This is a genomic window from Dactylosporangium aurantiacum (assembly GCF_000716715.1).
Classification (GTDB): Bacteria; Actinomycetota; Actinomycetes; order Mycobacteriales; family Micromonosporaceae; genus Dactylosporangium; species Dactylosporangium aurantiacum.
In genome coordinates, this window is the sequence record NZ_JNYJ01000021.1 from 159,868 (window position 1) to 183,617 (window position 23,750).

19 protein-coding genes are annotated in these 23,750 nt (G+C 74.5%); 9 read left to right on the forward strand and 10 right to left on the reverse strand.

Annotated elements, in window-relative coordinates; translation table 11 throughout:
* Positions 1-50 precede the first annotated feature (50 nt).
* On the forward strand, positions 51-911 hold the full coding sequence (locus OP18_RS23575) for an aldo/keto reductase (RefSeq protein WP_033361159.1): 861 nt from the start codon (positions 51-53) through the stop codon (positions 909-911).
* A 108-nt stretch (positions 912-1,019) separates the two neighbouring features.
* Here the strand turns inward: OP18_RS23575 and OP18_RS23580 are convergent, their stop codons facing one another.
* Positions 1,020-1,445 (reverse strand): MarR family winged helix-turn-helix transcriptional regulator, encoded by a 426-nt coding sequence (locus OP18_RS23580; RefSeq protein WP_033361160.1) that lies wholly within the window; start codon positions 1,443-1,445, stop codon positions 1,020-1,022.
* Between the two features lie 165 nt (positions 1,446-1,610).
* On the opposite strand from OP18_RS23580, the gene OP18_RS23585 reads away from it, so the two are divergent.
* On the forward strand, positions 1,611-3,323 hold the full coding sequence (locus OP18_RS23585; protein ID WP_245635505.1) for an ABC transporter ATP-binding protein: 1,713 nt from the start codon (positions 1,611-1,613) through the stop codon (positions 3,321-3,323).
* A 52-nt stretch (positions 3,324-3,375) separates the two neighbouring features.
* Positions 3,376-3,615, forward strand: coding sequence for a hypothetical protein (locus OP18_RS23590; protein WP_033361162.1), 240 nt, complete (start codon positions 3,376-3,378; stop codon positions 3,613-3,615).
* Positions 3,616-4,122: 507 nt separating this feature from the next.
* Here the strand turns inward: OP18_RS23590 and OP18_RS52915 are convergent.
* The 5 genes from OP18_RS52915 to OP18_RS52920 are packed head-to-tail and all read right to left on the reverse strand — an operon-like array spanning position 4,123 to position 10,348.
* On the reverse strand, positions 4,123-6,636 hold the full coding sequence (locus OP18_RS52915) for an Hsp70 family protein (protein ID WP_052387191.1): 2,514 nt from the start codon (positions 6,634-6,636) through the stop codon (positions 4,123-4,125).
* Positions 6,637-6,689: 53 nt separating this feature from the next.
* Positions 6,690-7,583, reverse strand: coding sequence for a glycoside hydrolase family 88 protein (locus tag OP18_RS23600; protein WP_033361163.1), 894 nt, complete (start codon positions 7,581-7,583; stop codon positions 6,690-6,692).
* A 3-nt stretch (positions 7,584-7,586) separates the two neighbouring features.
* Positions 7,587-8,024, reverse strand: a complete 438-nt coding sequence (locus tag OP18_RS23605; protein WP_033361164.1) for a nitroreductase family deazaflavin-dependent oxidoreductase — start codon at positions 8,022-8,024, stop codon at positions 7,587-7,589.
* Between the two features lie 37 nt (positions 8,025-8,061).
* The gene (locus tag OP18_RS23610; protein ID WP_081971032.1) at positions 8,062-9,387 is read right to left on the reverse strand and encodes an AI-2E family transporter; all 1,326 of its coding nucleotides are present in this window, start codon (positions 9,385-9,387) and stop codon (positions 8,062-8,064) included.
* Positions 9,388-9,442: 55 nt separating this feature from the next.
* Positions 9,443-10,348, reverse strand: coding sequence for a hypothetical protein (locus tag OP18_RS52920; RefSeq protein WP_052387192.1), 906 nt, complete (start codon positions 10,346-10,348; stop codon positions 9,443-9,445).
* A gap of 238 nt (positions 10,349-10,586) precedes the next feature.
* Between OP18_RS52920 and OP18_RS58700 the strand changes: the two genes are divergently transcribed.
* Together OP18_RS58700 and OP18_RS23625 are read left to right on the forward strand one after the other, a co-directional pair.
* Positions 10,587-10,868 (forward strand): DUF3040 domain-containing protein, encoded by a 282-nt coding sequence (locus OP18_RS58700; protein WP_033361166.1) that lies wholly within the window; start codon positions 10,587-10,589, stop codon positions 10,866-10,868.
* 90 nt (positions 10,869-10,958) lie between these two features.
* Positions 10,959-11,711 (forward strand): 3-keto-5-aminohexanoate cleavage protein, encoded by a 753-nt coding sequence (locus tag OP18_RS23625; protein WP_052387193.1) that lies wholly within the window; start codon positions 10,959-10,961, stop codon positions 11,709-11,711.
* 27 nt (positions 11,712-11,738) lie between these two features.
* Here the strand turns inward: OP18_RS23625 and OP18_RS23630 are convergent, their stop codons facing one another.
* Positions 11,739-12,548, reverse strand: coding sequence for an NAD-dependent protein deacetylase (locus tag OP18_RS23630; RefSeq protein ID WP_033361167.1), 810 nt, complete (start codon positions 12,546-12,548; stop codon positions 11,739-11,741).
* A gap of 103 nt (positions 12,549-12,651) precedes the next feature.
* On the opposite strand from OP18_RS23630, the gene secA2 reads away from it, so the two are divergent.
* Complete coding sequence (gene secA2, locus OP18_RS23635) at positions 12,652-14,979, forward strand: accessory Sec system translocase SecA2 (protein WP_033361168.1); 2,328 nt, start codon at positions 12,652-12,654, stop codon at positions 14,977-14,979.
* On the opposite strand, the gene OP18_RS23640 is transcribed toward secA2, so the two are convergent.
* A complete protein-coding gene (locus OP18_RS23640; protein ID WP_162189827.1) occupies positions 14,966-17,971 on the reverse strand; it encodes an AfsR/SARP family transcriptional regulator in 3,006 nt (1,001 codons plus the stop codon). The genes secA2 and OP18_RS23640 overlap by 14 nt on opposite strands.
* A 144-nt stretch (positions 17,972-18,115) precedes the next feature.
* On the opposite strand from OP18_RS23640, the gene OP18_RS23645 reads away from it, so the two are divergent.
* The 3 genes from OP18_RS23645 to OP18_RS52925 all read left to right on the forward strand — a co-directional run bounded on the left by OP18_RS23645 (position 18,116) and on the right by OP18_RS52925 (position 21,298).
* Positions 18,116-19,180 carry a class I SAM-dependent methyltransferase gene (locus tag OP18_RS23645; protein WP_033361169.1) on the forward strand — a complete coding sequence of 355 codons (1,065 nt, stop codon included), beginning with the start codon at positions 18,116-18,118 and terminating at the stop codon, positions 19,178-19,180.
* A 91-nt stretch (positions 19,181-19,271) separates the two neighbouring features.
* Positions 19,272-20,669 carry a ferredoxin reductase family protein gene (locus tag OP18_RS23650; protein WP_052387195.1) on the forward strand — a complete coding sequence of 466 codons (1,398 nt, stop codon included), beginning with the start codon at positions 19,272-19,274 and terminating at the stop codon, positions 20,667-20,669.
* A complete protein-coding gene (locus OP18_RS52925) occupies positions 20,669-21,298 on the forward strand; it encodes an FMN-binding protein (RefSeq protein ID WP_052387196.1) in 630 nt (209 codons plus the stop codon). Before OP18_RS23650 ends, OP18_RS52925 begins: the two co-directional genes overlap by 1 nt.
* A 43-nt stretch (positions 21,299-21,341) precedes the next feature.
* Here the strand turns inward: OP18_RS52925 and OP18_RS23660 are convergent, their stop codons facing one another.
* Together OP18_RS23660 and OP18_RS23665 are read right to left on the reverse strand one after the other, a co-directional pair.
* Positions 21,342-21,821 carry a GNAT family N-acetyltransferase gene (locus OP18_RS23660; RefSeq protein ID WP_245635503.1) on the reverse strand — a complete coding sequence of 160 codons (480 nt, stop codon included), beginning with the start codon at positions 21,819-21,821 and terminating at the stop codon, positions 21,342-21,344.
* 12 nt (positions 21,822-21,833) lie between these two features.
* The gene (locus tag OP18_RS23665) at positions 21,834-23,711 is read right to left on the reverse strand and encodes an ABC transporter ATP-binding protein (RefSeq protein WP_033361170.1); all 1,878 of its coding nucleotides are present in this window, start codon (positions 23,709-23,711) and stop codon (positions 21,834-21,836) included.
* Positions 23,712-23,750 lie beyond the last annotated feature (39 nt).

A 23,750-nucleotide genomic window follows, 5' to 3' on the forward strand; every position in this document is an offset into this window, starting at 1 on the left:
AGGTTTGGCTGATTAGCTGCCTATCGTTTTCGTTGAGGAGAACCCGCCGCATGTCAGAGCAGACCAGCACCGCCGGGGCGGCCGGCACCATCGACCTCGGCGGTGACCTGACCGTCAACCGGCTCGGCTTCGGTGCCATGCGCATCACCGGCAACGGCATCTGGGGCGAGCCACCGAGCCGGTCCGACGCCGTGGCGGTCCTGCGCCGGGCGGTGGAGCTCGGCGTGAACTTCATCGACACCGCCGACTCCTACGGCCCCGACGTCAGCGAGGAGCTGATCGCGGAGGCCCTGTACCCGTACCCCGAGGACCTGGTCATCGCCACGAAGGGCGGCCTGGAGCGGCCCGGCCCCAACCAGTGGACCGCCAACGGCGACCCGGCCCACCTGCGCAAGGCCCTCGACGGCAGCCTGCGCAAGCTGCGGCTGGAGCAGATCCCGCTGTACCAGTTCCACCGCCCCGACCCGGCGGTGCCCCTCGAGGACTCGATCGGCGCGCTCGTCGAGGCGAAGGACGCGGGCAAGATCCGCCACATCGGCGTCTCGAACTTCACCGAGGAGCAGCTGCGGGTGGCGCAGCGGCTCACCCCGATCGTGTCGCTGCAGAACCGGTACAACGTCGACGACCGCGGCTCGGAGTCCCTGGTCGACCTGTGCGAGCAGGAGCAGATCGTCTTCCTGCCGTGGGCGCCGATCCAGAACCTCGACGGGGTGAGCGCCGTGGAGGAGATCGCCCGGCGCTACGACATCACCACCCGCCAGCTCGTCCTCGCCTGGCTGATCCGCCGCTCCCCGGCGATCCTGCCGATCCCGGGCACCGGCTCGGTGTCGCACCTGGAGTCGAACGTGGCCGCGGCGTCGGTCGCCCTGACCCCGGCGGAGGTCGCCACCATCACGGCCGCGACACGCTGATCCAGCTCTTGCACTGAGCCGGCTTCTCGCTGCGCCAGCTCTTTCACTGAGTCGGCTTTTCGCTGCGCCGGCTTTTCGCTGCGCCGGCGGCCTTTCGGGTCGCCGGCGTCAGTGCCTCAGGACCCGCAGGATTCTGGCCAGGGTCTCGCGGTCGCCGGCGTCGAGACCGGCGAAGAACCGCTCGGCCTCGGCGTGCCGGGCGGCCCGGATCGCCTCCGCGGTGGCCTGGCCGGCGGCGGTGAGCGCGACGAGCGTGGCCCGGCGGTCCGCCGGGTCCGGGCGGCGCTCCACCAGGCCGCGCTCCTGCAGCCCGTCGACGACCTCGGTGGTCGAGCGCGGCGCGATGCGCAGGTGCTCCGACAGCTCGCTGAGGCGCATGACGCCGTGCCGCATGAGGACCGCCACGGCGCGCGACTGCCCGGGCGTGATCCCGATCGGCTCCAGGGTCTCGTGCGTCAGGTGCCGCAGCCGGCGGGCGACGCTCCAGAACACCTCGGCGAGACTCTCGTCACCGTCACGGTCGGCATCCTTCACGGGAATACGGTAGCAAGGGTTGGTGTTCGACCCTCATAGTGAGGTAACCTCACCATAACGTTCCCCGACAGAAGGCGAGTTCCCTTGGAACCCCAGTACCGGACCCGACCCCCACGAGAGCGTGAGCTCAGCGCCGCGGACAAATCCCGCGCCAAGACCGTCTCCCTGGCCCGCATCGGCCGCCTCTTCACCCCGCACCGCGGCCCCCTCGCCACGGTCGTCGCCATCATCGTCGTGTCCTCCGCGCTCGGCGGCGCCTCGCCGTTCCTGCTGCGCGAGGTCATCGACGTCGCCCTGCCCGGGCGCGACACCACGCTGCTGGTCTGGCTGGTCGCCGGCATGGTCGCCGTCGCCGCGGTCACCTCCGCGCTCGGCGTCGTGCAGACCTGGATCTCCACCAGGGTCGGCCAGCAGGTCATGCACCGCCTGCGCACCGACGTCTTCAGCCACCTGCAGCGGCAGTCGGTCGGCTTCTTCACCCGGACCCGCACCGGCGAGGTGCAGTCGCGCATCACCAACGACATCGGCGGCATGCAGAGCGTCGTCACCTCGACCGCGACCTCGATCGCCGCCAACCTCACCACCACGGTCACCACCGCGGTCGCCATGGCCGCGCTGTCGTGGCGGCTGTCGCTGGTCTCCCTCGTCGTGCTGCCGCCCGCGATCTACCTGACCCGCAAGGTCGCCGGGATGCGCCGCGAGATCACCGCACAGCGCCAGCGCGAGCTCGCCGACCTCAACGTCACGATCGAGGAGGGTCTCTCGGTCAGCGGCGTGCGCCTGAGCAAGACCATGGGTGCCGGCGCCGCCCTCGTCGAGCGCTTCACCGCCTCCTCCAACCGGCTGATCGACCTGGAGCTGCGCTCCGAGCTCGCCGGGCGCTGGCGGATGGCGTCGATGAGCATCATCTTCGCCGCGATCCCGGCCGTCATCTACCTCAGCGCCGGCCTGCCACCGACCGCCGGCTCGCTGAGCATCGGCACCCTGGTCGCGTTCACCGCCCTGCAGTCCGCGCTGTTCCGCCCGCTCATGGGCCTGCTCGGCGTCGGGGTCTCCCTCACCAGCTCCCTCGCCCTGTTCGCCCGCATCTTCGAGTACCTGGACCTGCCCGTCGAGGTCGACGACCCGGCCGACCCGGTGCCGCTGCCGCGCGCCACGACCCGCGGCCACCTGCGCTTCGAGGACGTCACCTTCAGCTACCCGGGCAGCGACGCCGCCGCGGTCGCCGGGATCAGCCTGGACGTGCCGGCCGGCACCTCCCTCGCCCTGGTGGGTGAGACCGGCTCCGGCAAGAGCACCATCGCCTCGCTCGTCGCCCGCCTGCACGACCCCACCGGCGGCCGGATCACCATCGACGGCGTCGACCTGCGCGACGTGCGCCTCGCCGACCTCGCCGGGGTGGTCGGGGTGGTCAGCCAGGAGACGTTCCTGCTGCACACCACCATCCGGGAGAACCTGCGCTACGCGAAGCCCGACGCAGCAGACGAGGAGCTCGTCGCGGCGGCGAAGGCCGCGCAGATCCACGACCTGATCTCCCGCCTGCCCGACGGCTACGACACGATGGTCGGCTCCCGCGGCTACCGCTTCTCCGGCGGCGAGCAGCAGCGCATCGCCATCGCCCGCACGCTGCTGCGCGACCCGCGCATCCTGGTGCTCGACGAGGCGACCAGCGCACTGGACACCGAGACCGAGCGCGCCGTCCAGCGGGCCTTCGACGCCCTGGCCGAGGGGCGCACCACCATCACCATCGCGCACCGCCTCTCCACCGTCCGCGACGCCGACCAGATCCTGGTCATCGACCACGGCAGGGTCGTGGAGCGGGGCACCCACGCCTCCCTGATCGAGGCCGACGGGCAGTACGCGGCCCTGGCCGCCTGACTCAGTGACTTCCCCGATGCGCCGGCCGCCGCGGCGGGCGCATGCTGGACGCATGGGCCGATTCCTCGCAGGGACCGTGGCCGTCGTCGTCGGGCTGTTCGTCGCCGGCGCGATCGCCGTCTGGCTGTTCAAGGCGCTGCTCGGCGCCCTCTTCTACATCGTGGTCGGCGCGGTGGTGGTCGGTGGGGCCGTCTGGCTCTACGGCCGGGCCCGCCGAGGGCTGTCGGGCGGCAGCCGCAACCAGCGCCGCCTGGAGGCGACGCTCGCCACCTGGCGCCAGCGCCAGCGCTGAGCTCGTCCGGGAAGATCGGCCGCCACCGTCTCCGGGCCTCAGCACCAGCCCAGCGGCGGCCGCGGGTGCCCAGCGCGGCGAAGCCGGCCAGCCCGGCGAGGAGCCCGGCGGCGCCGGCGAGCTTGAGCGCCGATCGGGAACGCGAGCCACGACGTGGGCACCCCGGCGCGCTGCGTGCCGGGCAGGATCGGCTGGAAGCGCAGGACGGCGCAGGCGCCGGAGCGCAGGTTGGCCGCGGCCGTGACCAGCGCGACGGTGGGGTAGGCGGCGCTCCACGACCGCGATCAAGGACTCCCTGCGGGCGCTGTCGATCCAGCTGTCGCTGCTCAACCACCAGGTCGGCGGGCGGCTCGCCGGCTACGACGAGACCCAGCTGGCGCTGCTCGCCGAGTTCCTGGACCGGGCCACCGACGCCGGCCGCCGCGCCACCGACACCCTCGGCGACCCGGCGCGCGACGGGTGGGCCGGCGCGCCGCGGGTCGGTGAGGTGCTCCGGCTGCCGGGCCGTTACGGCTTGCTGATCGCCCAGATCAGCACGTCGCCGCCGGCGCCGGCGGTGGCGAAGGCGACGCCGTTGCCGGGGTTGAACGTGACGGCCGCGACGTTGCCGCCACCCGGGGGTTTGAGCGGGGCGCCGAGGTGGGCGCCGGTCGAGACGGTCCACAGCCGGACGGTGCCGTCCTCGCCGCCGCTGACCAGCCGTCCGCCGGGGGCGTCGAACGCGACCGAGGTGACGCGCCCGGTGTGGCCCTTGAGCACCCGGGGCGAGGCGAGCGTCAGCCAGTTCGAGGCGTCCCAGAGCAGGATCCGGTGGTCGTCGCCGCCGGTGGCCAGGAGGCGGCCGTTCGTGCTGAACGCGAGGCTGGACACGACGGCACCGTGGTCGGCCGCGTCGACCGTCGTCGGCACGGTCCCCGGCGAGTTCATGTTCCAGCTGCGCACGATGCGGTCGCCGCCGGCGAAGGCGAGGACGGTCTGGTCGGAGGGGTCGAGGACGACCGCCTTCGTCGGCCCGGCCGCCTCCCCGGCGAACAGGCTGCGGGTCAGCCGGCCGGTGTCGACCGACCAGATCTGCACGGTGCCTTCGCCGCCGGCGGCGAGGATCCGGTTGCCGTCCTCGGTGAACACCAGCCCGCGGATCGGTTCGGCGGGTGGGGCCAGCCCACCGGATCCGTCGTCGATCGGCCGGTACCTGGCCGTCGCGGTGCTCCACAGCTGCACGCGGCCATCGGCGCCGGCAGAGGCCAGGATCTGGTCGTCGGCGCTGAACGCGAGCGCGTGCACCGGCGCGGTCGCCCGCATCGGCTCGCCGACCGGTTGGTTCGTGTCGGTGTTCCAGAGCCGCACCGTGGCGTCGCTGCCACCGGTGGCCAGGAGGTGCCCGGTGTGGCTGTAGACCGCCGCGTTCACCGGTCCGGTGTGCCCCCGCAGCGTCACGGCGACCTTCGCCCACTGCTCCTCGCCCAGCCGGGTGACGGTGTACACCGCCGCGAACACCACCAGCACGACCGCCAGTCCGCCCGCGAGGATCCTCGTCAGCGACCTCCGCGAGCGGCGGGTCTCGGTGGGTGACGCGGCCGGCCCCGGCACCGGCGACACGGGCGCGGCAGGAGGCCCGACAGGAGGCGCTGCAGGAGGCCCGACAGGAGGCGCTGCAGGAGGCCCGACAGGAGGCGCCGCAGGAGGCCCGACGGGAGGCGCCGCAGGAGGCCCGACGGGAGGCGCCGCAGGAGGCCCGACGGGAGGCGACACCGGCGCGGCGGCAGGCACCGTGAACGGTCCCGGCGACACCGGCGCAGCGGGCGACGACGCCGACACGGCCTCGGCGGCAGCCCGCGGAGCAGGCACGCTGAGCACGGGCACGGGCGCGCCCGAGACGGGCACGCCGGAGACGGGGGCAGCCGAGACAGGGGAACCGGAGACGGGAGCGCCGGGCGCGGCCACCGGGCCGGAGGTCAGCCCCGCGGCGAGGATGCTGCCCTCCGCGACCACCAGCTCCGGCTGGTCGACCACCGTCGGGCTGATCCGCAGCGTACGGTGCAGCAGGGTCGACGCGAGCGGGATCCGGGACGAGCCGCCGACGAGGAACACCCCCGCGACCCGCTCGGGCGCCACCCCCGCGCGGCGCAGGACGTCGACGGTCAGGGCCGTGGTCCGCTCCAGGTACGGCCGGGCGGCCCGCTCGAACTCGTCACGGGTGAGGTGCAGGCCGGCGTCGAGCAGCGGCAGGTGCAGGTCGGCGGTGGTGTGCCGGGTCAGCTGCTCCTTGGCGGCGCGGGCGCCGAGCCACAGGGTGCGCCGGGCCTGCTGGTCGCGGGCGGTCTGCGGCCAGTCCAGCCGGCCCCAGGCCTCCGCCGCGCCGGCGGCGCCGGCGGTCAGGGCACGCGCGTGGTCGACGACGGCCGCGTCGAGGTCCAGGCCGCCGACGTCGGTGAGGCCGTCGGCGGCGACGACCTCGAACCCGCCCGCGGTGCGGCGCACCACGCTCACGTCGAAGGTGCCGGCGCCCAGGTCGTACACCGCGAGACAACGCCCCTCGGGGAGCTGCTGCGCCACCGCGAACCAGGCGGCGGCCGCGACCGGCTCGGCGACCAGGTCGACGACGCCCAGCCCGGCCCGGGCGGCCGCCGCGGACAGCAGCCCCAGCCTGGCGGTGGCCCAGGCGGCGGGGTGGGTGAGCACGACGGTCTCCGGGGTGCGGCCGGCGACGCGGCGGGCCTCGGCGGCGACCCGGCCGAGGACGGCGGCGAGGAGGTCGACGACGGCGTGCTCCCGCTCGCCGAGCCAGGCCGTGCCGTCGTCGATGCGGCGCTTCGGGTTCGCCTCGAGGCCGGCCGGGTACGCGGTCGCCGCCCGCTCCGCGTCCTGGCCGGTGAGCAGCTCGCCGGTGGCGGCGCCGAAGACGGCGGAGGACAGCAGCGGCGACGCGTCGAAGAGCAGGTTCTTCGCCCGGCCGTCCGGGCCGGCCAGGACCGCGACGGTGTTCGATGTGCCGAGGTCGATGCCGAGCCGGTACGTCACGGGGACACTGTAGAAGCCGGGGGCGGCCGGGCGGCTCCTCCGACCGGCCCGGCTCAGGCCTCGATGCGGGCGGCCGCGGCCGTCGCGAGGAGGTGGAAGGCCTGGGCCTCGGCGGAGGTGCCGGGGCGGTCGAACGTCGGGGCGCCGCAGACCTGGGTGACCAGGCCGTCGGGGGTGACCAGCGGCGCGACCGCGGCGAGCAGGGAGCGGCCCTCGCCGGCGTAGGACGGCGGGAGCCAGCCGTCGGCGACGCCGGTGCAGGTGGTGTACGCGAGCATCTGCGCGACGTTCGCCTCGGTGAACGACGCCGGGTCGTCCAGGACGTTGCCGAACAGGCCGTCGGGGCGGCGCAGCGCCAGGCACGCGTCGACGATCTCGCGCGCGTGGCCGGCGAGGTCGGGGCGCAGCGACGGGTCGTGGCGCAGCGCGCGGGCGATGCCGGCGGCGACCCAGCCGCTGCCGGTGCCCCAGTGCTCGGGCGCGGTGAGGGTCGCGGTGTCCTCGTCCCAGCGGGCGGCGTAGAGCCCGCCGTCGCACAGCCGCTCGCGGTGGCCGGTGACCTGGCGGACGGCCTCGCGCGGGTGGCCGGTCGCGGTGAGCAGCGGGACCACCATGTACACGGTGTCGGCCCACACCTCGCGGCCGCCGACGACGTGGAAGAGGGTGCCGTCGGCGGCGCGGGGCGCGCGGGTCAGCAGCCAGTCGAGCTGGGCGTCGAGCGCCGGGTGGCCGATGAGGGCCTCGCCGCAGGCGGCGCCGTTGACCGAGCCGGACTCCTCCCCCACGGTGCCGAGCCGGCCGTCGGCGCTCTGGTGCACGGCGGCGTCCAGGGCGAGCAGCCGGGCGAGGCCGGGGTGGCCGAGGTCGAGCAGGGCGTGGGAGGCGACGCCCTGCTCCCACGAGTGCCGCTGCATGGACAGCAGCGCGAGCAGGACCGGGTCGAGCACCCGTCAGCTCATCGGCGTGAGCACGAAGACGGGGATCTCCCGGTCGGTCTTGGTCTGGTAGCCCTCATAGTCGGGCCAGGTCTCGTTGGCGCGCTTCCACCACGCGGCGCGCTCCTCGCCGGTGACCAGGCGGGCGGTGTAGTCCTTGCGGACCGGGCCGTCCTGCAGCTCGACGTGCGGGTGGGCGACCAGGTTGTGGTACCAGACGGGGTGCTTCGGGGCGCCGCCGTTGGAGGCGACGACCGCGTACTCACCCTCGTGCTCCACCCGCATCAGCGGGTTCTTGCGCAGCTTGCCGGTCTTCGCGCCGAGGGTGGTCAGCAGGATGATCGGGCGGCCGCGCAGGGTGTTGCCCTCGGCCCCGTTCGTCCGCTCGAACAGCGCCGCCTGCTCGTTCGCCCAGTCCGCGGCGCCTGGTTCGTACTGTCCGGTCAGCGGCATGACAGCTCCTCACGTGTGACGGTACGCGTGATCAACCTTACCCGTGCGAGCTCGTGCTGCCGGACGTCTCGGCGTCGGGCAGGTCCTCCCCGGGCGGGGTGTCGTCGGTGGTGTCCGAGGCGATGGGGCCGCCGTCGGACTCGTCGGAGGGTTCGGTGCCCGGTGGCTCCTTGTCCGGTGTCGGCTCGCCGTCGGGGTGGGCGGCGAGGTACCGCACCGCGGTGTTCCCGACCGCGAGCAGCGGCACCGCGACGAGGCCGCCGACGATGCCGGCGGCGACCACGCCCGTGGTGATCGCGAGGATCACCGCCAGGGGATGCAGCGACACGGCGCGGCCCATGATGAGCGGCTGCAGGACGTGGCCCTCCAGCTGCTGCACGGCGATGACGATGGCGAGGACCAGCAGCGCGTGCAGCGGGTCCTTGGTGACGAGCGCGACGAGGACGGCGACGGCGCCGGACAGCGTGGCACCGACGACCGGGATGAACGCGCCGAGGAAGACCAGCGCCGCGAGCGGCAGCGCGAGGGGGATGCGCAGGATGGCCAGGCCGATGCCGATGCCGACGGCGTCGACGAACGCGACGAGGACGGTGGCCCGCACGTAGGACACGAGCGTGAACCACGAGTAGTGCCCGGCGCGGGCGGCGGGCAGCCGGGCGGGGCGCGGCAGCAGGCGGCAGAGGAACTCCCAGATCTGCCCGCCGTCGCGCAGGAAGAAGAACAGCGTGAACAGCACCACGAAGAAGCCGGTGAGGACCTCGCCGAGGGTCGTGGCGGTGCTCAGGGCGCCGGAGGTCAGCGCGCCGCGGTTGGCCGTGACCTGCGAGGTCAGGCCGTTGATGGCGGCGTCGACCTGCTGCTGCGACACGTGCAGCGGGCCGCGGGCGAGCCACTCGCGGATCTCGTTGACGCCGCCGCTGACCTGCTCGGAGAGGCTGTCGAACTGGGCGATGAACGTCTGCACGATCAGGCCGAGGCCGCCGAACACGACGACGAGGCCGCCGACGAGGACGAGCCCGGCGGCGAGCGAGCGTGGCACGCCGCGCCGGCGCAGGGCCGCGGCGGCCGGTTCGAACAGCGCCGCGAGCAGGAGCGCCACGACGACCGGGATGACCATCAGGCGCAGCGCGCCGATGAGGCGCAGCAGCAGGTACGCGGCAAGGATGAACAGCACGATCCGCCACGCCCAGGCGCCGGCCACCCGCACGCCGTGCGGGATGCCGTCGTCCACTGTGGAACGCCGGTCCACCACCAGCACGTCCCGGTCGGGGACCTCCTGGCGGAACTCGGGCACGAAGCCGGTCTTGCGGGCCGTGGTCAGCCGCGCCCGGGCACGGTCGGACACTTGCGCGATCCACGTCATGCCCGGCCTGTACCCCTCGACGGACGATGCCAATCGAGGGGTTGCGGCGGGGCGGCTACTTGACCCGGTCGAAGCGGCTGAACGAGTCGGGGTCGTCGGTGTTGGACGTGCGCCACACGTCGCCGACGCAGGTGTAGTTGTTCGGGTCCAGGTTGGGCTCGAGGTTGATCGTGCCGGCCTTGCGACCGTCGACGGAGATCACCACGGAGGCGCTGCTCTCCTTGCCGGCGTACTCGATCTGCCGGCCGACGGTCTTGAGCGCCCAGTCGGTGGTGCCGGAGAACGTGGCGTTGATGTTGCGGCCCTTGTCGTCCTTGCCGGCGTAGACGGTCTTGGTGTCGTCCTCGACCGCGGAGCCGTCGGCTTTGATCGTCCAGCGCTTGCCGCCGCCGGTCATCTTGACCTTGCCGATGCCCTCGCGCTTGTCGACATCGGTGCCGGTCAGGTCGACGAGCTTCTGGTAGCTGGTCTGGTTCCACGTGCCGACCAGGCAGGGGTCGACCGGGCCGCTGTAGGACGTCGGCGCCGCACCCGGACCGGCCGACGGCTCCTTCTTGCTCTTGTTCAGCGCGACGACCACGACGGCGACCGCCATGACGGTGAGCAGGACCGCGGCGGTGACGAGCATGGGCAGCAGCCGGTTGCCGCGGGACCGGGGCGCGGGCGCGACGGGCGCCGGCGCCGCGTAGGGGACGGCCGGCGGTCCGCTGTACGGCACCGACGAGTTGGGCGCGATGTTGTACGGCTGGGCCGAGTAGGGCTGGTTCGGGTACGACGGCTGCTGCGGCTGCTGGTACTGGGGCGGGTACTGCTGCGGCGGCGGACCGGGCGCCTGGTACTGCTGCGTCGGGGGCCCCTGGACGGGGTACTGCGGGTACTGCGGTGCCGGCTGGCCCTGCTGCGGGTACTGCGGACCCGGCTGACCCTGCTGCGGGTACTGCCACTGCTGCGACGGATCCACGATCGTCCTCCCCGATGCCAGACGTGTTCCGCCGTAGAGGATGGCACATGGGGCCTTGGCTCGCAGAACGCGAGAAGCGACATATGGTGCATCTACCTGGTCAGGTCACAACCTGGCAGGCTGGGAGTTTGCCACTGGCGCCGATCGACCGACCCCAAACCCGCAGAAGTGTGTGACCATCGAGCGGAGCGGGTACACGTCGCGCACCGGGCAGGCCCGTCGGAGGAGGTTGAGCATCATGCTCAGCGAGAGCGAGCAGCAGCGGCTCGCGGACATCGAAGCCGCACTGCGCAATGACACGCGGTTCGTCAACGGGTTCAACCGGGCGATGACCCGCCGAGTCACACCCCGTCGCATCACCGCGGTCGCCATCGCCGTCGCCGGGGTCCTCGGCGTCGTCGTGGGCCTGGCCGCCGGCAGCGTCGCGGGCACGGTCCTGGCGATCTGCGCCGTCGGTGTGGCCGGTGGCGTATGGACCTGGCGACCGCCGCGCCAGCCAGAACCACCTGTCACCCCATAACCTCCGCGCACGACGGACCCCCGAAGGCCACGCCGGCCGTCGGGGGTCCGTGCGCTGCGCACCGCGGCCGGACGACGTAGGCTTTGTCCCGTGTTGTCCCCCATCGCCCGGATCAAGGTCGCGCTGAACGGCGGCCGCCACCCCGGCGCCCACCCGGCGCTGCCCTGCACCCCCGCCGAGCTGGCCGTCGCCGCGCGCGAGGCGGTCGCCGCCGGCGCCGAGGCCGTGCACCTGCACCCGCGAGACACGGGCGGGCGCGAGTCGCTGCACGCCGCCGACGTGGGCGCCGCCGTGGCCGCGGTCCGCGACGCCTGCCCGGCCACGCCGGTCGGGGTCACCACCGGGCTGTGGATCACCGACGGCGACGCCGCCGCCCGGCAGCGCGCGGTGGCCGGCTGGGCGCAGCTGCCGCCGGCCCGGCGGCCGGACTTCGCCTCCGCCAACGTCGCCGAACCCGGATTCACCGACCTGGTCGCGACCCTGCGGGACCTCGGCGTCGCGGTCGAGGCCGGCGTCTGGTCCGTGCAGGACGCCACGGCACTGTCGACCGCGTCCACCGTGAACGGCATCGACGGCGTGCCGCGCGTCCTGATCGAGATCATGTCGCCGCAGACCGATCCCATGGCGGTGCTGGCCCGCCTCGACGAGCTCGGCGTGCCCGGCGAGCGGCTCCTGCACGGTGAGGACGAGCTGTGCTGGCCGATGGTCGCCCTGGCCGGCCGGCTCGGCCTGCCGACCCGCATCGGCCTGGAGGACACGCTCACCGCCCCTGACGGCGCCCCGGTGACCGGCAACGCGGAGCTCGTGCGGCACGCCCTGTCGGTGTGGGCGGCCGCCGGCTGAGAAAGTTTCAGCGGTGTCGGTGCGACCTCAGGCGACCAGCTCGGCGAGCCGGGTGAGCGTCGGGCCGAGCGGCGCGTCCACCAGGACACCGGCCAGCTCGTCGCTCTTCGTGGGGCCCTGGTTGACGATGGCGATCGGCACGCCGAGCTTGGCCGCCCGGATCACGAACCGCCGCCCCGACAGCACCGTGAGCGAGGAACCCAGCACCAGCAGCGCCGCGGCCCGCTCGACCAGGTCGAAGCTCGCCCGGACCCGACCGGCCGGCACCTGCTCGCCGAAGAACACCACGTCGGGCTTGAGCATCCCGCCGCACGCCGCGCAGTCGACGGTGACGAACCCGGCGGCCTGCTCGTCGGTCAGGTCGACGTCGCCGTCGGGGTTGATCCCGCCGGCGAGCGCGGCGAAGTCCGGGTTGGCCGCCCGCAGCCGCCCGTCGAGGTCCGCCCGGGGCGTCAGGTCGCCGCAGGCCAGGCAGACGACCCGGTCCAGGCCGCCGTGCAGCTCGATGACCGGGTCGGCGCCGCCGGCCTGGTGCAGGCCGTCGACGTTCTGCGTGATGACGCCCGTGACCAGGCCGCAGCGCTGCAGCCGGGCGACCGCGCGGTGGCCGTCGTTGGGGGCCGCCGCCGCGATCGTGCGCCAGCCCAGGTAGCTGCGTGCCCAGTAGCGCCGCCGGGCGACCGGGTCGCCGGTGAACGTCTGGTACGTCATCGGCGCCGCGCTGCGCCGCAGTCCGCTCGGGCCGCGATAGTCCGGAATGCCCGACTCGGTGGACAGCCCGGCACCGCTGAGCACCACCACCCCGCCCCGTCCGACGAGCCCGCTCAACCGCTCCACCGGACCATTGTCGCTCGGGTACCGGCGACGCCCGGCCACCGGACCGCGGGCCGGGCGTGATGGGGCGCACACGCCCGGCGGGCGGGGACGTATCGTGGTGGCCATGGGTTTGGTGAGCAAATTCAACGCGTGGCGTCGCAAGCTGCAGGAGCAGCCCGGCACCACGATCGACCTCGAGCCGATGCAGGCGCTCCTGCCACTGATCGAGGAGCGCGAGGCCGAGCTGTCCGAGCTCACCGACGACGAGCTGCGGGCCGCCGCGACCGCGCTGCACCAGCGGGAGGACCCGCAGGACTTCGTCGAGGCGTGCGCCCTCGGCCGGGAGGCCGCCAAGCGCGCCCTCGACGAGCGCCCCTATGACGTGCAGCTGCTCGGCGCCCAGGTGCTCCTCGCCGGTCACGTCGTGGAGATGGCCACCGGTGAGGGCAAGACCCTGACCGCCGCCATCGCCGCCGCCGGATACGCCGCGATGGGCCCGGTCCACGTCATCACGGTCAACGACTACCTCGCCCGTCGTGACGCCGAGTGGATGCGCCCGGTCTACGAGCTGCTCGACCTCACCGTCGGCTGGGTCAACGAGTCCTCGACCCCCGAGGAGCGCCGCGCGGCGTATGCCTGCGACATCACGTACGTCTCGGTCAGCGAGGCCGGCTTCGACCTGCTCCGCGACAGCATCGTCACCGACACCGCCGCCCGGGTGCACCGCGAGTTCGGCACCGTGATCATCGACGAGGCCGACTCGATCCTCATCGACGAGGCGAAGGTCCCGCTGGTCCTGGCCGGCTCGACGATCGACGAGAAGGACTCGCCGGTCGCGATCGCCGAGATCGTCAGCGGGCTGCGCCGCGACCACGACTACGAGGTCGTCGACGAGGGCCGCACCGTCCACCTCAGCACCTCCGGCCTGGCGAAGGTGGAGTCGCTGCTCGACCTGGACCTCTACGCGCCCGAGCACATGGACTCGCTCACCGCCGTCAACCTTGCCCTGCACGCCGAGGCGCTGCTGGTCCGCGACGTCGACTACATCGTGCGCGACGACAAGGTCGAGCTCATCGACGAGTTCCGCGGCCGGGTCGCCCAGCGCCGGCGCTGGCCCGACGGGCTGCAGGCGGCCGTCGAGGCGAAGGAGAAGATCCGCAGCAGCGGCGGCGGCACCGTCCTGCAGACGATCACGGTCCAGGCGTTCCTCACGCAGTACAAGAAGATCTGCGGCATGACCGGCACCGCCCTGCCGGTCGGCGACCAGCTCCGCGAGTTCTACAAGCTCGAGGTCGCGGTCATCCCGCCGCACCTGCCCAACATCCGCAAGGACTGGCCCGACCGCGTCTACGCCTCCGCCGAGGAGCGCGACATCGCCGTCGTCAACGAGATCGTCGCGATGCACGCGACCGGCCGCCCCGTCCTCGTCGGCACGCTCAGCGTCGCGGAGTCCGAGCAGCTCGCCGCCACCCTCGCCGAGGAAGGCGTCGAGTGTGTCGTGCTCAACGCCAAGAACGACGAGAAGGAGGCCGCGATCGTCGCGGAGGCCGGCGCGTTCAACGCCGTGACCGTCTCCACCCAGATGACCGGCCGCGGCGTCGACATCCGCCTCGGCGGCAGCGACGAGAAGGACCGCGAGCGGGTCGAGGCCCTCGGCGGCCTGTTCGTCATCGGCACCGCCCGCAACGACAGCCGCCGCATCGACGACCAGCTCCGCGGCCGCGCCGGCCGGCAGGGCGACCCCGGCGAGTCGATGTTCTTCGTCAGCCTCGAGGACGAGCTCATCCAGCGGTACGGCCCCGAGCCGATGCCGATGGGCCGGGCCGACGCCGACGGCGCCATCGACGACGAGGACGTCCGCTGGGCGATCGGCTCCGCGCAGCGCGTCGCGGAGACCGTCAACCTGGAGATCCACCGCAACACGTGGCGCTACAACTACCTGCTCGACCAGCACCGCCAGCTGCACGCCAAGCGGCGCGAGGAGCTGCTCACCACCGACGCGGCCGGTGAGCTGCTCGCCGAGCGGGCCCCCGACCGGTACAACGAGCTGTCGGAGGAGCTCGGCGAGGAGGCGGTGCTGCGCATCGCCCGCACCATCGCGCTGTTCCACGCCGACGCCGCCTGGTCGGAGCACCTCGCCGACATGAGCGAGCTGCGTGAGGGCATCCACCTGCGCGTCCTCGGCGCCCAGGACCCGCTCGACGAGTTCCACCGGGAGGCGATCCCGGCCTTCCGCGGCCTGCTCGCCGAGATCGACGACCGGACGGTCAAGGAGTTCGAGGAGCTCGAGATCGACGGCCCGGACTGGGAGCCCGCCGACGCCGGCCTGGTCCGGCCGAGCGCCACCTGGACGTATGTGGTCAGCGACAACCCGTTCGGCTCGGAGATGGAGCGGTTCTTCGCCGGCATGGTGAAGCTGTTCCGCAGCGGCAAGGGCGTCAAGAAGAGCTGACGCCGCGTTCCACGGTTTCGGTCACGGCCGTCGCGGGGTCTCCCGCGGCGGCCGTTTCCGGCAGGTGGCGCAGTGCCTCGGCGGCCGCCTCGCCGGCGGTGCGGGCGCGGCCACGCCGCCACGCCTCGTCCGCGGCCGCGGCGGGCAGACGGATCCTGACGGCGGCCAGGGCGACGGCGAGCCGCTCCGCCTCGGCGCCGTAGACCCCGGCGGGACCGTCCAGGGCCGCGGCGAGCTCGATCGCCGCGGTGTCCCGGCCGGTACGCGCGAACAACACCACCAGGTTGCGCAGCGCGATGACGAGCAGCGGCCGGCCGCCGGTGGTCCGCCAGTGCCGGATCGCGCCGGCGAACAGGGCGAGGGCCGGCCCGGGCGGGCCGTGCCGTCCGCGCAACGCCACCATGGCGGTGCGGGTGACCCCGGTGACGAACCGGTTGCCGACCGCGCCGGCGAGCCGCAGCGCCTCGTCGAGGGCGGCGAGCGCGGCCGCCGGATCGCCGTCGCCGTGCGCCTCCGCGAGGGCGAACAGCGCGAACGCGACCGCCGACGGGTTGCCGGTGGCTCGGGCCTCGGCCAGCCCGGCCTCGGCGGCGGGCAGGGCGGCGGGGTCCTGCCGGTACGCGAGGGGCAGCGCGACGTTGGCCATGGCGACCGCCCGGTGCGCGCCGGCCGGCAGCACCGCGACCGCCCGGCGGTACCGGGCGACGGCGCCGTCGAGGTCACCCTGGATGAGCGCGATGTCGCCGAGCAGGTCCTCCGCGCCGGCGTGGCCCCGGGCGGCGGCCTGCCGGGCGATGCGGGCGGCGGTGGCGAAGTCGCCGTCGAGCCAGGCGGCGTAGGCCGCGCCGACCATGACCTCCGGGCTCTGCGGCGGGCCATCGACCGGATCCGGCGCGTCGCCGGTGGCGTCGCGCAGCGTCATGGTGGACCAGGCGAGCAGGTCGGCGCGCAGGTGCCAGAACCCGAACCAGGCGACCGCACCGGCGATCCTGGCGGCGACGGCGGGCGCGTGCACCCGCGACCACTGCCACGCCTGCCGCGCGTCGTCGAGCGCGCCCTCGACGACCGGCACCCACGCCGCCTCGGCCGGACCCCACAGCCCCGCCGCGGCCTCCTCGAGCCGCCCGGCGAAGTACGTCGCGTGCCGCAGCCGCAGCGCCCGGTCCTCGGCGTCGGCGAGCAGGCCGGCGGCGTACACGCGCAGGCTCGCCAGCATCCGGTACCGCCCGACGCCGGCCCCGCCCGGCCGGGTCAGCAGCGACCGCTCGGCGAGCAGCGCCACGACGTGCGCGACCGACGCGGACGGCAGCCCGCCGTAGCCGATGACGGCCTCGGCGGCGTTCAGGTCGAACCCCGCGGCGAACACGTGCAACCTGGCGAACGCGACCCGCTCGGCCTCCCCGAGCAGCCGCCACGACCAGTCCACCACGGCGCGCAGCGTCTGGTGCCGGGCCGGCCGGCCCCGGGGCCCGGCGTCCAGCAGCACCATCCGCGCGTCGAGGCGCTCGGCGAGGTCGTCGACGGTGAGCGTGCCGACCCTGGCGGCGGCCAGCTCGATGGCGAGCGGCAGCCGGTCCAGCGCCGCACAGACGGCACCGACCCGTGCGGCCATGTCCCCGGCGACCGCGGCGAAGGACGGATCCGCGGCGGACGCCCGGGCGGTGAACAGGCGCACCGCGGCCGGGGCGGACAGCGGCTCGACGACGTGGGTACGTTCGCCGGGCAGCCCGATGCGTTCCCGGCTGGTCGCCAGCACCCGCAGCCCGGGGCAGTCCCGCAGCGGCAGCGCGCCGAGGACCTCGTGGACGGCGTCGAGCAGGTGCTCGCAGTTGTCGACGACGAGCAGCCCGTCGGCGCCGCGCGCCCACGCCGCGAGCGCGCCGGCGGGCCGCCCCTGCACGACCAGCCCGGCGGCCGCGGCGACCGCCGGCGCCACGGCGGACGGGTCGCCGAGCGCGGCCAGGTCGACCCACCACGCCGGCCCGCACGCCCGGGCGAGGCTGGTCTTGCCGACACCACCGGGGCCGACGAGCGTGACCACCCGCCCGGGCCGCAGCAGCGCGGCGACGCCGGCCAGCTCGTCGTCCCGCCCGATGAGCCCGTCCACCGCCGTCGGCAGGCGCGTCGTGGTGCCGGTCGGCGCCGCTCCCGGCGTGAGCGTCACCGCAGTGGTCGACGCCGCCCCCGGCACGTGCGTCACCGCGCCGGTCGGCGCCGCCCTCGGGCCGGGCGGGTCGCGCAGCAGGTCCGACTGCAGGGCGAGGAGCGCCGGCGACGGGTCGAGGCCGGCCTCGTCGCGCAGCCAGGTGCGGTGGGCACGGACCGCGTCGAGGGCCTCGGCGGTCCTGCCGGTCGCGGCCAGGGCCGTCGCGAGGGCCCGCACCGCCCGGTCCCGGCCCGGGCCGGCGGCGACCAGCGCTGACGCCGCCGCGACCGCCTCCACCGTCCGGCCCAGCCGGACGAGGAGCTCCACCCGGGTCTCCTCGGCGTCGCGGCGCAGCTCGGCGAGCCTGGCCGCCTCGGCGCGGGCGAGGTCGGGGAACTCCGCGTACGCCGGGCCCCGCCACAGCCCGAGCGCCTCGTCGAGCCGCAGCAGGGCGTCGAGCGCCGCCTCGCCCCCGGCGAGTGCCACCGCAGCGTCAGTCACCCCACCCCCGGGCCGGTGGGTGGCGATCAGGGCGGCGAAACGGTCGGCGTCGACGGTGCCCGGCGGGACGTCCAGGACGTAGCCGGGCGGGGTGGTCCGCACGCACCCGGCCGCCGCGCCGAGCGAGCGGCGCAGCCGCGCGACGTACGTCTGCGCGGCGTTGCGCGCGTCGGGGCCGCAGGCACCGGGCACGACCAGCGCCGCGAGGCGGTCGACGCCGAGGACGCCGGGGCGGGCGAGCACCAGCGCGGTGAGCACGGCACGCTGGCGGCCGCCCGCGATCTCCAGCGGCCGGCCGTCGAGGGTGACCTCCAGGGGGCCGAGGATCCCGACGCGCAGGTTCACGGCCGCGGTCTCCGCCTCGTGCCGCGGTACCAGCCGGTGGCGAGCGCCATGCAATCACCTTCCACGCGTGGTTCCCCGTCCTCGTACAGTGCACGTACGCGGGTCGTACCCGGTTCGACAGTGGGTGGGGTCAGCCTTGAAGGCATGACTGACACCGAGAACCTGACTCTGACCGAACGCCTGCTGGGGCAGCTGCTCGCCGGCGCCGAGCTGTTCAGCGTGCACCTGGGCGTCCAACTTGGGTTGTACCGCGTGCTGCACGAGCATCCCGACGCCACCGACGCGGTCCTCGCCAAGGAGGCCGGGATCGCCGAGCGGTACGCCCGGGAGTGGCTGGAGCAGCAGGCCGCGGCCGGGTACGTGGAGTGCACGTCGCTCGCGCGGCGGACGTTCCGGCTGCCCGACGGCGCCGCCGACGTGCTGCTCGACCCGGCGCACCCCGACTCCGGGGTGGGGATGGTGACCGTGTTCGCCGGGCTGGCGCACGCGCTGCCGGCGGTCACCGCGGCGTACCGCACGGGCGGCGGCGTGCCGTACGCCGACTTCGGGGCGTACACGAGAGACGGCATCGCGGCGATGAACCTGCCGGGGTTCCGGCACGCCCTCGCGCGGGAGTGGCTGCCGGCGCTGCCGGACGTGGTGGAACGACTGTCGGCGGTGCCCGGGGCGCGGGTGCTGGACCTGGGGTGCGGGGCCGGCGCGTCGACGCTCGCGCTCGCCGGGGCGTTCCCGCGGGCCACGGTCACCGGCATCGATCTGGACGACGCGTCGATCGCCGGGGCGCGGCACGCCGCCGCCGGGGCGGGGCTCGCGGACCGGGTGACGTTCCTGCGGCAGGACGCGGCGGACGCGGCCGGCGACTACGCGCTGGTGACCATCTTCGAGGCGCTGCACGACATGGGTGACCCGGTGGGGGTGCTGCGGACCGCGCGGGGGCTGCTCGCGCCCGGCGGCGTGCTGCTCGTCGCGGACGAGAAGGTCGGCGACGAGTTCACCGCGCCGGCCGGTGAGGTCGAGCGGCTGCAGTACGCCTTCAGCGTCCTGCACTGCCTGCCGGCGACGATGGCGGAGCGGCCGGTGGAGGCGGCCGGGACCGCGCTGCGGGCGCCGACGGTCGCCCGGTGGGCGGCGCAGGCCGGGCTCTCCTGCGCGGTGCTGCCGATCGAGCACGACTTCTGGCGCTTCTACCGGCTGTCCGTTCTGGACTGAGTCCAGTGTGGACGGCCGTTGGATTAGGGTTGCTTGAAAAGCACCTGAAATCCGCGACGGCGGAGCCATGCGGTTGGTAAGACCGTCCCCGGTGGACATTCAAGGGGCAGTCTCAGACGCGGCGCGCATCCCGCACGAGTTTCGCCGGCCGTACCGGCGCAGGAGGTCCGTCGACGCGTGGCGGGCGCTGACCATCGCCGGGTTCTGGCTCGGGCTGGCGGCGACGCTGCTGCCGTGGTGGTGGAACACGCCGGCCGGGTTCCTGCGCGACCCGGCGACGTCGCTGACCGCCGCCGGGCGGATCACCGGCCTCGTCGCCGGCTACGCCCTGCTCGTGCAGGTGCTGCTGATGTCCCGGGTCGCCTGGCTGGACCGCTGGCTGGGCGCCCGGGACCTGCTGCACTGGCACCGCGACCTGGGCGCGTTCGTCGTCGCGGCGGTGGTCGCCCACGCCGCGTTCATCGTGCTGGGATACGCGAAGCTCGAACGTGTCGGCCCCGCCCGGGAGATCGTCAGGTTGCTCACGGTCGACAAGTACACGGGCATGCTCGGCGCGTTCGCCGCCACCGGGATCCTCGTGGCGCTCGTGCTGCTGGCGCTGCCGGCGCTGCGCCGCCGGATGTCCTACGAGGTCTGGCACCTGCTGCACCTGACGTCCTACCTGGTGCTGGTCCTGTCGGTCGGGCACCAGTTCGCCGTCGGGCAGGAGATGTCCGCGCCGGGGTTCTCCCGCACGTGCTCGCTGGCGCTGTGGTGCGCGGTCGCCGCCGCGGTTCTCTGGGGCCGAATGATCGCGCCGGTACGGATGAACCTGCGGCACCGGTTCCGGGTCCGGTCCGTCGTCGCGGAGGGCCCGGACATGGTGTCGGTGTACATCGGCGGCGAGCGGCTCGCGCAGCTGCCGGTGCGGGCCGGCCAGTTCTGCCGGTGGCGGTTCCTGGACCGGCGCAACTGGTGGCAGGCGCACCCGTTCTCGATGTCCGCGGCCCCGAACGACGAGTGGCTGCGGCTGACCGTGAAGGTCGTCGGCGACCACACCGCGGGTCTGCGCCGGCTGCGCCCCGGCACCCGGGTCTTCGTGGAGGGCCCGAGCGGCGACTTCACCGCCGACCGCCGCCGGCAGGCCAGGGCGCTGCTGATCGCGGGCGGCAGCGGCATCGGCCCGATCAGGGCGCTGCTGGAGGAGCTGCCGCCGCGCACCGTCGTGCTGTACCGCGCCCGCACCGCCGACGAGCTGGTGTTCCGCTCGGAGCTGGAGCTGCTCGCCGAGGCCCGCGACGCGCAGGTCTGGTACGTCACCGGCGGGCGCGACGACCCCGGCCCCCGGCGCGCGTTCAGCCGGCGCGGACTCGTGGAGCTGGTGCCGGACCTGACCCGCCGGGACGTGTACCTGTGCGGCTCCGCAGGCCTGGTCGACGCGACCGTGGTGGCGTTGCGGCGGGCCGGGGTGCCGCCGCGGCAGATCCACCTCGACCCGTTCGAGTTCTGATGCGGCGCGTCGGGTTCGCCGTGCTGGGCGCGGGCGTGCTCACCACGGTCCTGGTGGCGTTGAAGTCGCTGCCGCCGGTGCGGCCGGAAAGCCTGAACGGGCCGGTCGCCGGCGGGGCGGCCGCGGGACGGTCTGCCGCGGGGGACGGTCCGGCCGCCGGCGGGTCCGCCACGGGCGGGTCGGTCCCGGTCGGGTCGGTCGGCGGCGGATCCGCCACGGGCGGAGCGGTCGGCGGCGGGGCGGCGGGGCGGGGTGGGGCCGGTGCCTCGAAGGCGCCCGGGGCACCCGGGGCGCCGGGGACGCCCGGCGTGGGCGTCGTCGACCTGCACCGGATGATGGACGGCACGCACCTCGGCGCGACCTTCACCAACCCGTACGGCCCCGTCCAGGTGCGGATCGAGGTCCGCGGCGGCCGGCTCGTCGACGTGGTCCCGGTGCGGCTGCCGACGGCCGCGGCGCGCGGCATCGAGATCGGCATGCGGGCCGGGCCGGTCCTGCGCGAGCAGGCCCTGCAACGGCAGAGCGCCGACCTGGACACGGTGTCGGGTGCCACCTACACCAGCGACGGCTACCGGCGGTCGCTGCAGTCGGCCCTGGACGCGGCCCGCACCGGCCGGCCCGCCGCGTGAGACGGACGCAACCGACGTGCGGCACCGCGACGGCGGGGTCGGCTCAGAGGGTGATGCGCATCGACGGGCTGTCCGCCTCCGTGAAGCCGAGGCGGCGGTACAGCTCGTAACCGTCCTCGGAGGCGTGCAGCTGCACCCGCGGCACCCCGCGGTCCCGGAACCAGCCGAGCAGCGCCGCCATGCACGCCCGCGAGTAGCCGCGGCGCCGGTACCCGTCATCGGTGCTCACGTTGAACACGTAGCCGCTCAGCCCGGCAGGGTTGGACGGCGAGCCGAGCCGCTCGTCGATGACGCCGACGGCGCAGGCGGCGAGGCGTCCCGGCTCGTCGGGCCGGTCCACGACGAACGCCGCCGTCCGCGCGTCCGGGCCCGGCAGGCGCCGGCGCAGCGCGCGCACCGCGATCCGCGTCCAGTCTCCCGGCTCGGACGTCATCCCGTCGATCGACTCGAACATCACCATCCGCAGCCGGACCAGTTCGGCGGCGTCGTCCGCGGTGGCTCTGCGGGCCTGCACCTCGATCACGACGCGAAGGTATCAAGCGGCCGTGTACCCCGTCGCCTGCAATTGGAACAGCTCGGCGTAGGTGCCGCCGGCGGCGAGCAGCTCCGGGTGGTCGCCGTGCTCGACGATGCGGCCGTCCCGCATGACGTAGATGTGGTCGGCGTGGCGGACGTTGGCGAGGCGGTGCGTGATGAGCACCGTGATCCGCTCGGCCGCGCCGGCCCGCAGCGCCGCGAACAGCGCGTGCTCGGCGCGGGCGTCGAGGGCGGCGGACGGCTCGTCGCAGATGAGCACCGGGGCGTCGCGGTAGAACGCCCGCGCCGCCGCGAGCCGCTGCCACTGGCCGCCGGAGAGCTCCTGGCCGCCGGCGAAGTTGCGCGACAGCAGCGTGCCGTAGCCGGCGGGCAGGCCGGTGATCATGTCATGGGCACCGGCCTTGCGCGCGGCGACCTCGATCAGTCCGTCGCGGGGCTCGTCGTGCGTGCCGAGCAGGATGTTGCGTTCCGCGGTGAACGGCCAGTGCCAGTACTCCTGGCTGACCATCGCCACGTGCCGCCACACGTCCTGCGGGTCCACGGTGGACAGCGACGTCCCGTCCCACGACACGGTGCCGCTGTCGGGGTGGTACAGGCCCGCGATGAGCCGGGCCAGGCTGGTCTTGCCCGACCCGTTCTCGCCGACGAGTGCGATCGTCTCCCCGCGGCGGACGGTGAGGGTCGCGCCGAGGACGGCCGGCGCGTCGGTCTCGGCGTAGTGCAGGGTGGCGTCGCGCACCGTGACGGTCACCGGTGGGCGCACCGTCGCCTGTTTCGTCACCGGCGGCATCCGCTCACCGGCGCGGGCCAGGAAGTCGGTGTAGTCGTTGAAGTACAGCCCTTCCTCGTAGACGCGGTTGACGTTGGTGACGGCGAGCGCGAGGGCGGTCCTGGCCGCCTGCAGCGCGAGCACCGCGGTGCCGGCCGCCGCGAGGGGCAGCCGGTGGTCGACCAGCAGCACGCCGAGCGCGACGTACACGCGGAACGTCGCCAGGCCGGAGAACACGCCGCCGACGAGGCGGGTCATCGTTTGGCGCCGTACGACCTCCAGCTCGGTGTCCGTCTCGGCGCCGGCCATGATGTCGTACTCGCGCAGGAGGAAGGGCCGCATGGTGAACGCCCGCAGCTCGGCCGCGGTGGCCCGGTTCGCCATCAGATCGGCGAGCATCCACAGCCGCCGGCGCCGGCTGGTGCGGGCGTGGTTGCTGAGGTACGCCAGGCGCGCCGCCCGCACCGCCGCCCACGCGGCCGGGACGCTGGCCAGCAGCAGCGCGCCGAGCAGCACCGGGTGCAGCAGGGCCAGGGTGACCGCGGTCGCGGCGAGGCCGGCGAGGCCGGCGGTGAGGTCGATCGCGCCCCTGGTCAGGAACTGCACCGCCAGTGAGCCGCGGTTGCGGGCCCGCTCCATCTCGTCGGAGAACCCGGCGTCGTCGAACGCGGCCAGCTTGACCTGGGTCGTCAGCTCGAACAGCCGCCGCTCCGCGGTCGTGAGCACCTGCGGCTCGAGGCGGGCCTGCGCCCAGCCGGCGATGATCGACAGCCCGCTGCGCACGGCGGTCGCGACCGCGACGACGATCAGCGACGGCACCGCGGCCCGGACCCGGTCCAGGGTCGCGCCCGAGGCGAACAGCGCCTGCAACACCCCGCGGGTGGCGAGCAGCCCGAACGCCGTCGCGACCCCGGTGAGCAGGTTGAACAGCAGCGCGGCGACCGTGTCGCGCGGGCTGGCCCGCCACGCGATCCCGATCGCCTGGCGCAGGACGACGGGCAGCCGCTTCGCCATCGCGCCGAACCGCACGTTCGCCAGCGCCACGCTGTGCGACTCCCACCACGACGCTGTGAGCTCCGGCAGCGCGGCGGCAGTCGCCTTGGCCATCGATCCTCCTCGACGTCTTCGGCTCCGAGGATAGCGGCG

What these genes read in the sequence shown, in the direction of transcription:
- OP18_RS23575 (WP_033361159.1), top strand. Translation starts at nt 51, where the DNA reads ATGTCAGAGCAGACCAGCACCGCCGGGGCGGCCGGCACCATCGACCTC.
- OP18_RS23590 (WP_033361162.1), top strand. Translation starts at nt 3,376, where the DNA reads ATGGGCCGATTCCTCGCAGGGACCGTGGCCGTCGTCGTCGGGCTGTTC.
- OP18_RS23605 (WP_033361164.1), bottom strand. Translation starts at nt 8,024, where the DNA reads ATGCCGCTGACCGGACAGTACGAACCAGGCGCCGCGGACTGGGCGAAC.
- OP18_RS23610 (WP_081971032.1), bottom strand. Translation starts at nt 9,387, where the DNA reads ATGACGTGGATCGCGCAAGTGTCCGACCGTGCCCGGGCGCGGCTGACC.
- OP18_RS58700 (WP_033361166.1), top strand. Translation starts at nt 10,587, where the DNA reads ATGCTCAGCGAGAGCGAGCAGCAGCGGCTCGCGGACATCGAAGCCGCA.
- secA2 (WP_033361168.1), top strand. Translation starts at nt 12,652, where the DNA reads ATGGGTTTGGTGAGCAAATTCAACGCGTGGCGTCGCAAGCTGCAGGAG.
- OP18_RS23645 (WP_033361169.1), top strand. Translation starts at nt 18,116, where the DNA reads ATGACTGACACCGAGAACCTGACTCTGACCGAACGCCTGCTGGGGCAG.
- OP18_RS52925 (WP_052387196.1), top strand. Translation starts at nt 20,669, where the DNA reads ATGCGGCGCGTCGGGTTCGCCGTGCTGGGCGCGGGCGTGCTCACCACG.
- OP18_RS23665 (WP_033361170.1), bottom strand. Translation starts at nt 23,711, where the DNA reads ATGGCCAAGGCGACTGCCGCCGCGCTGCCGGAGCTCACAGCGTCGTGG.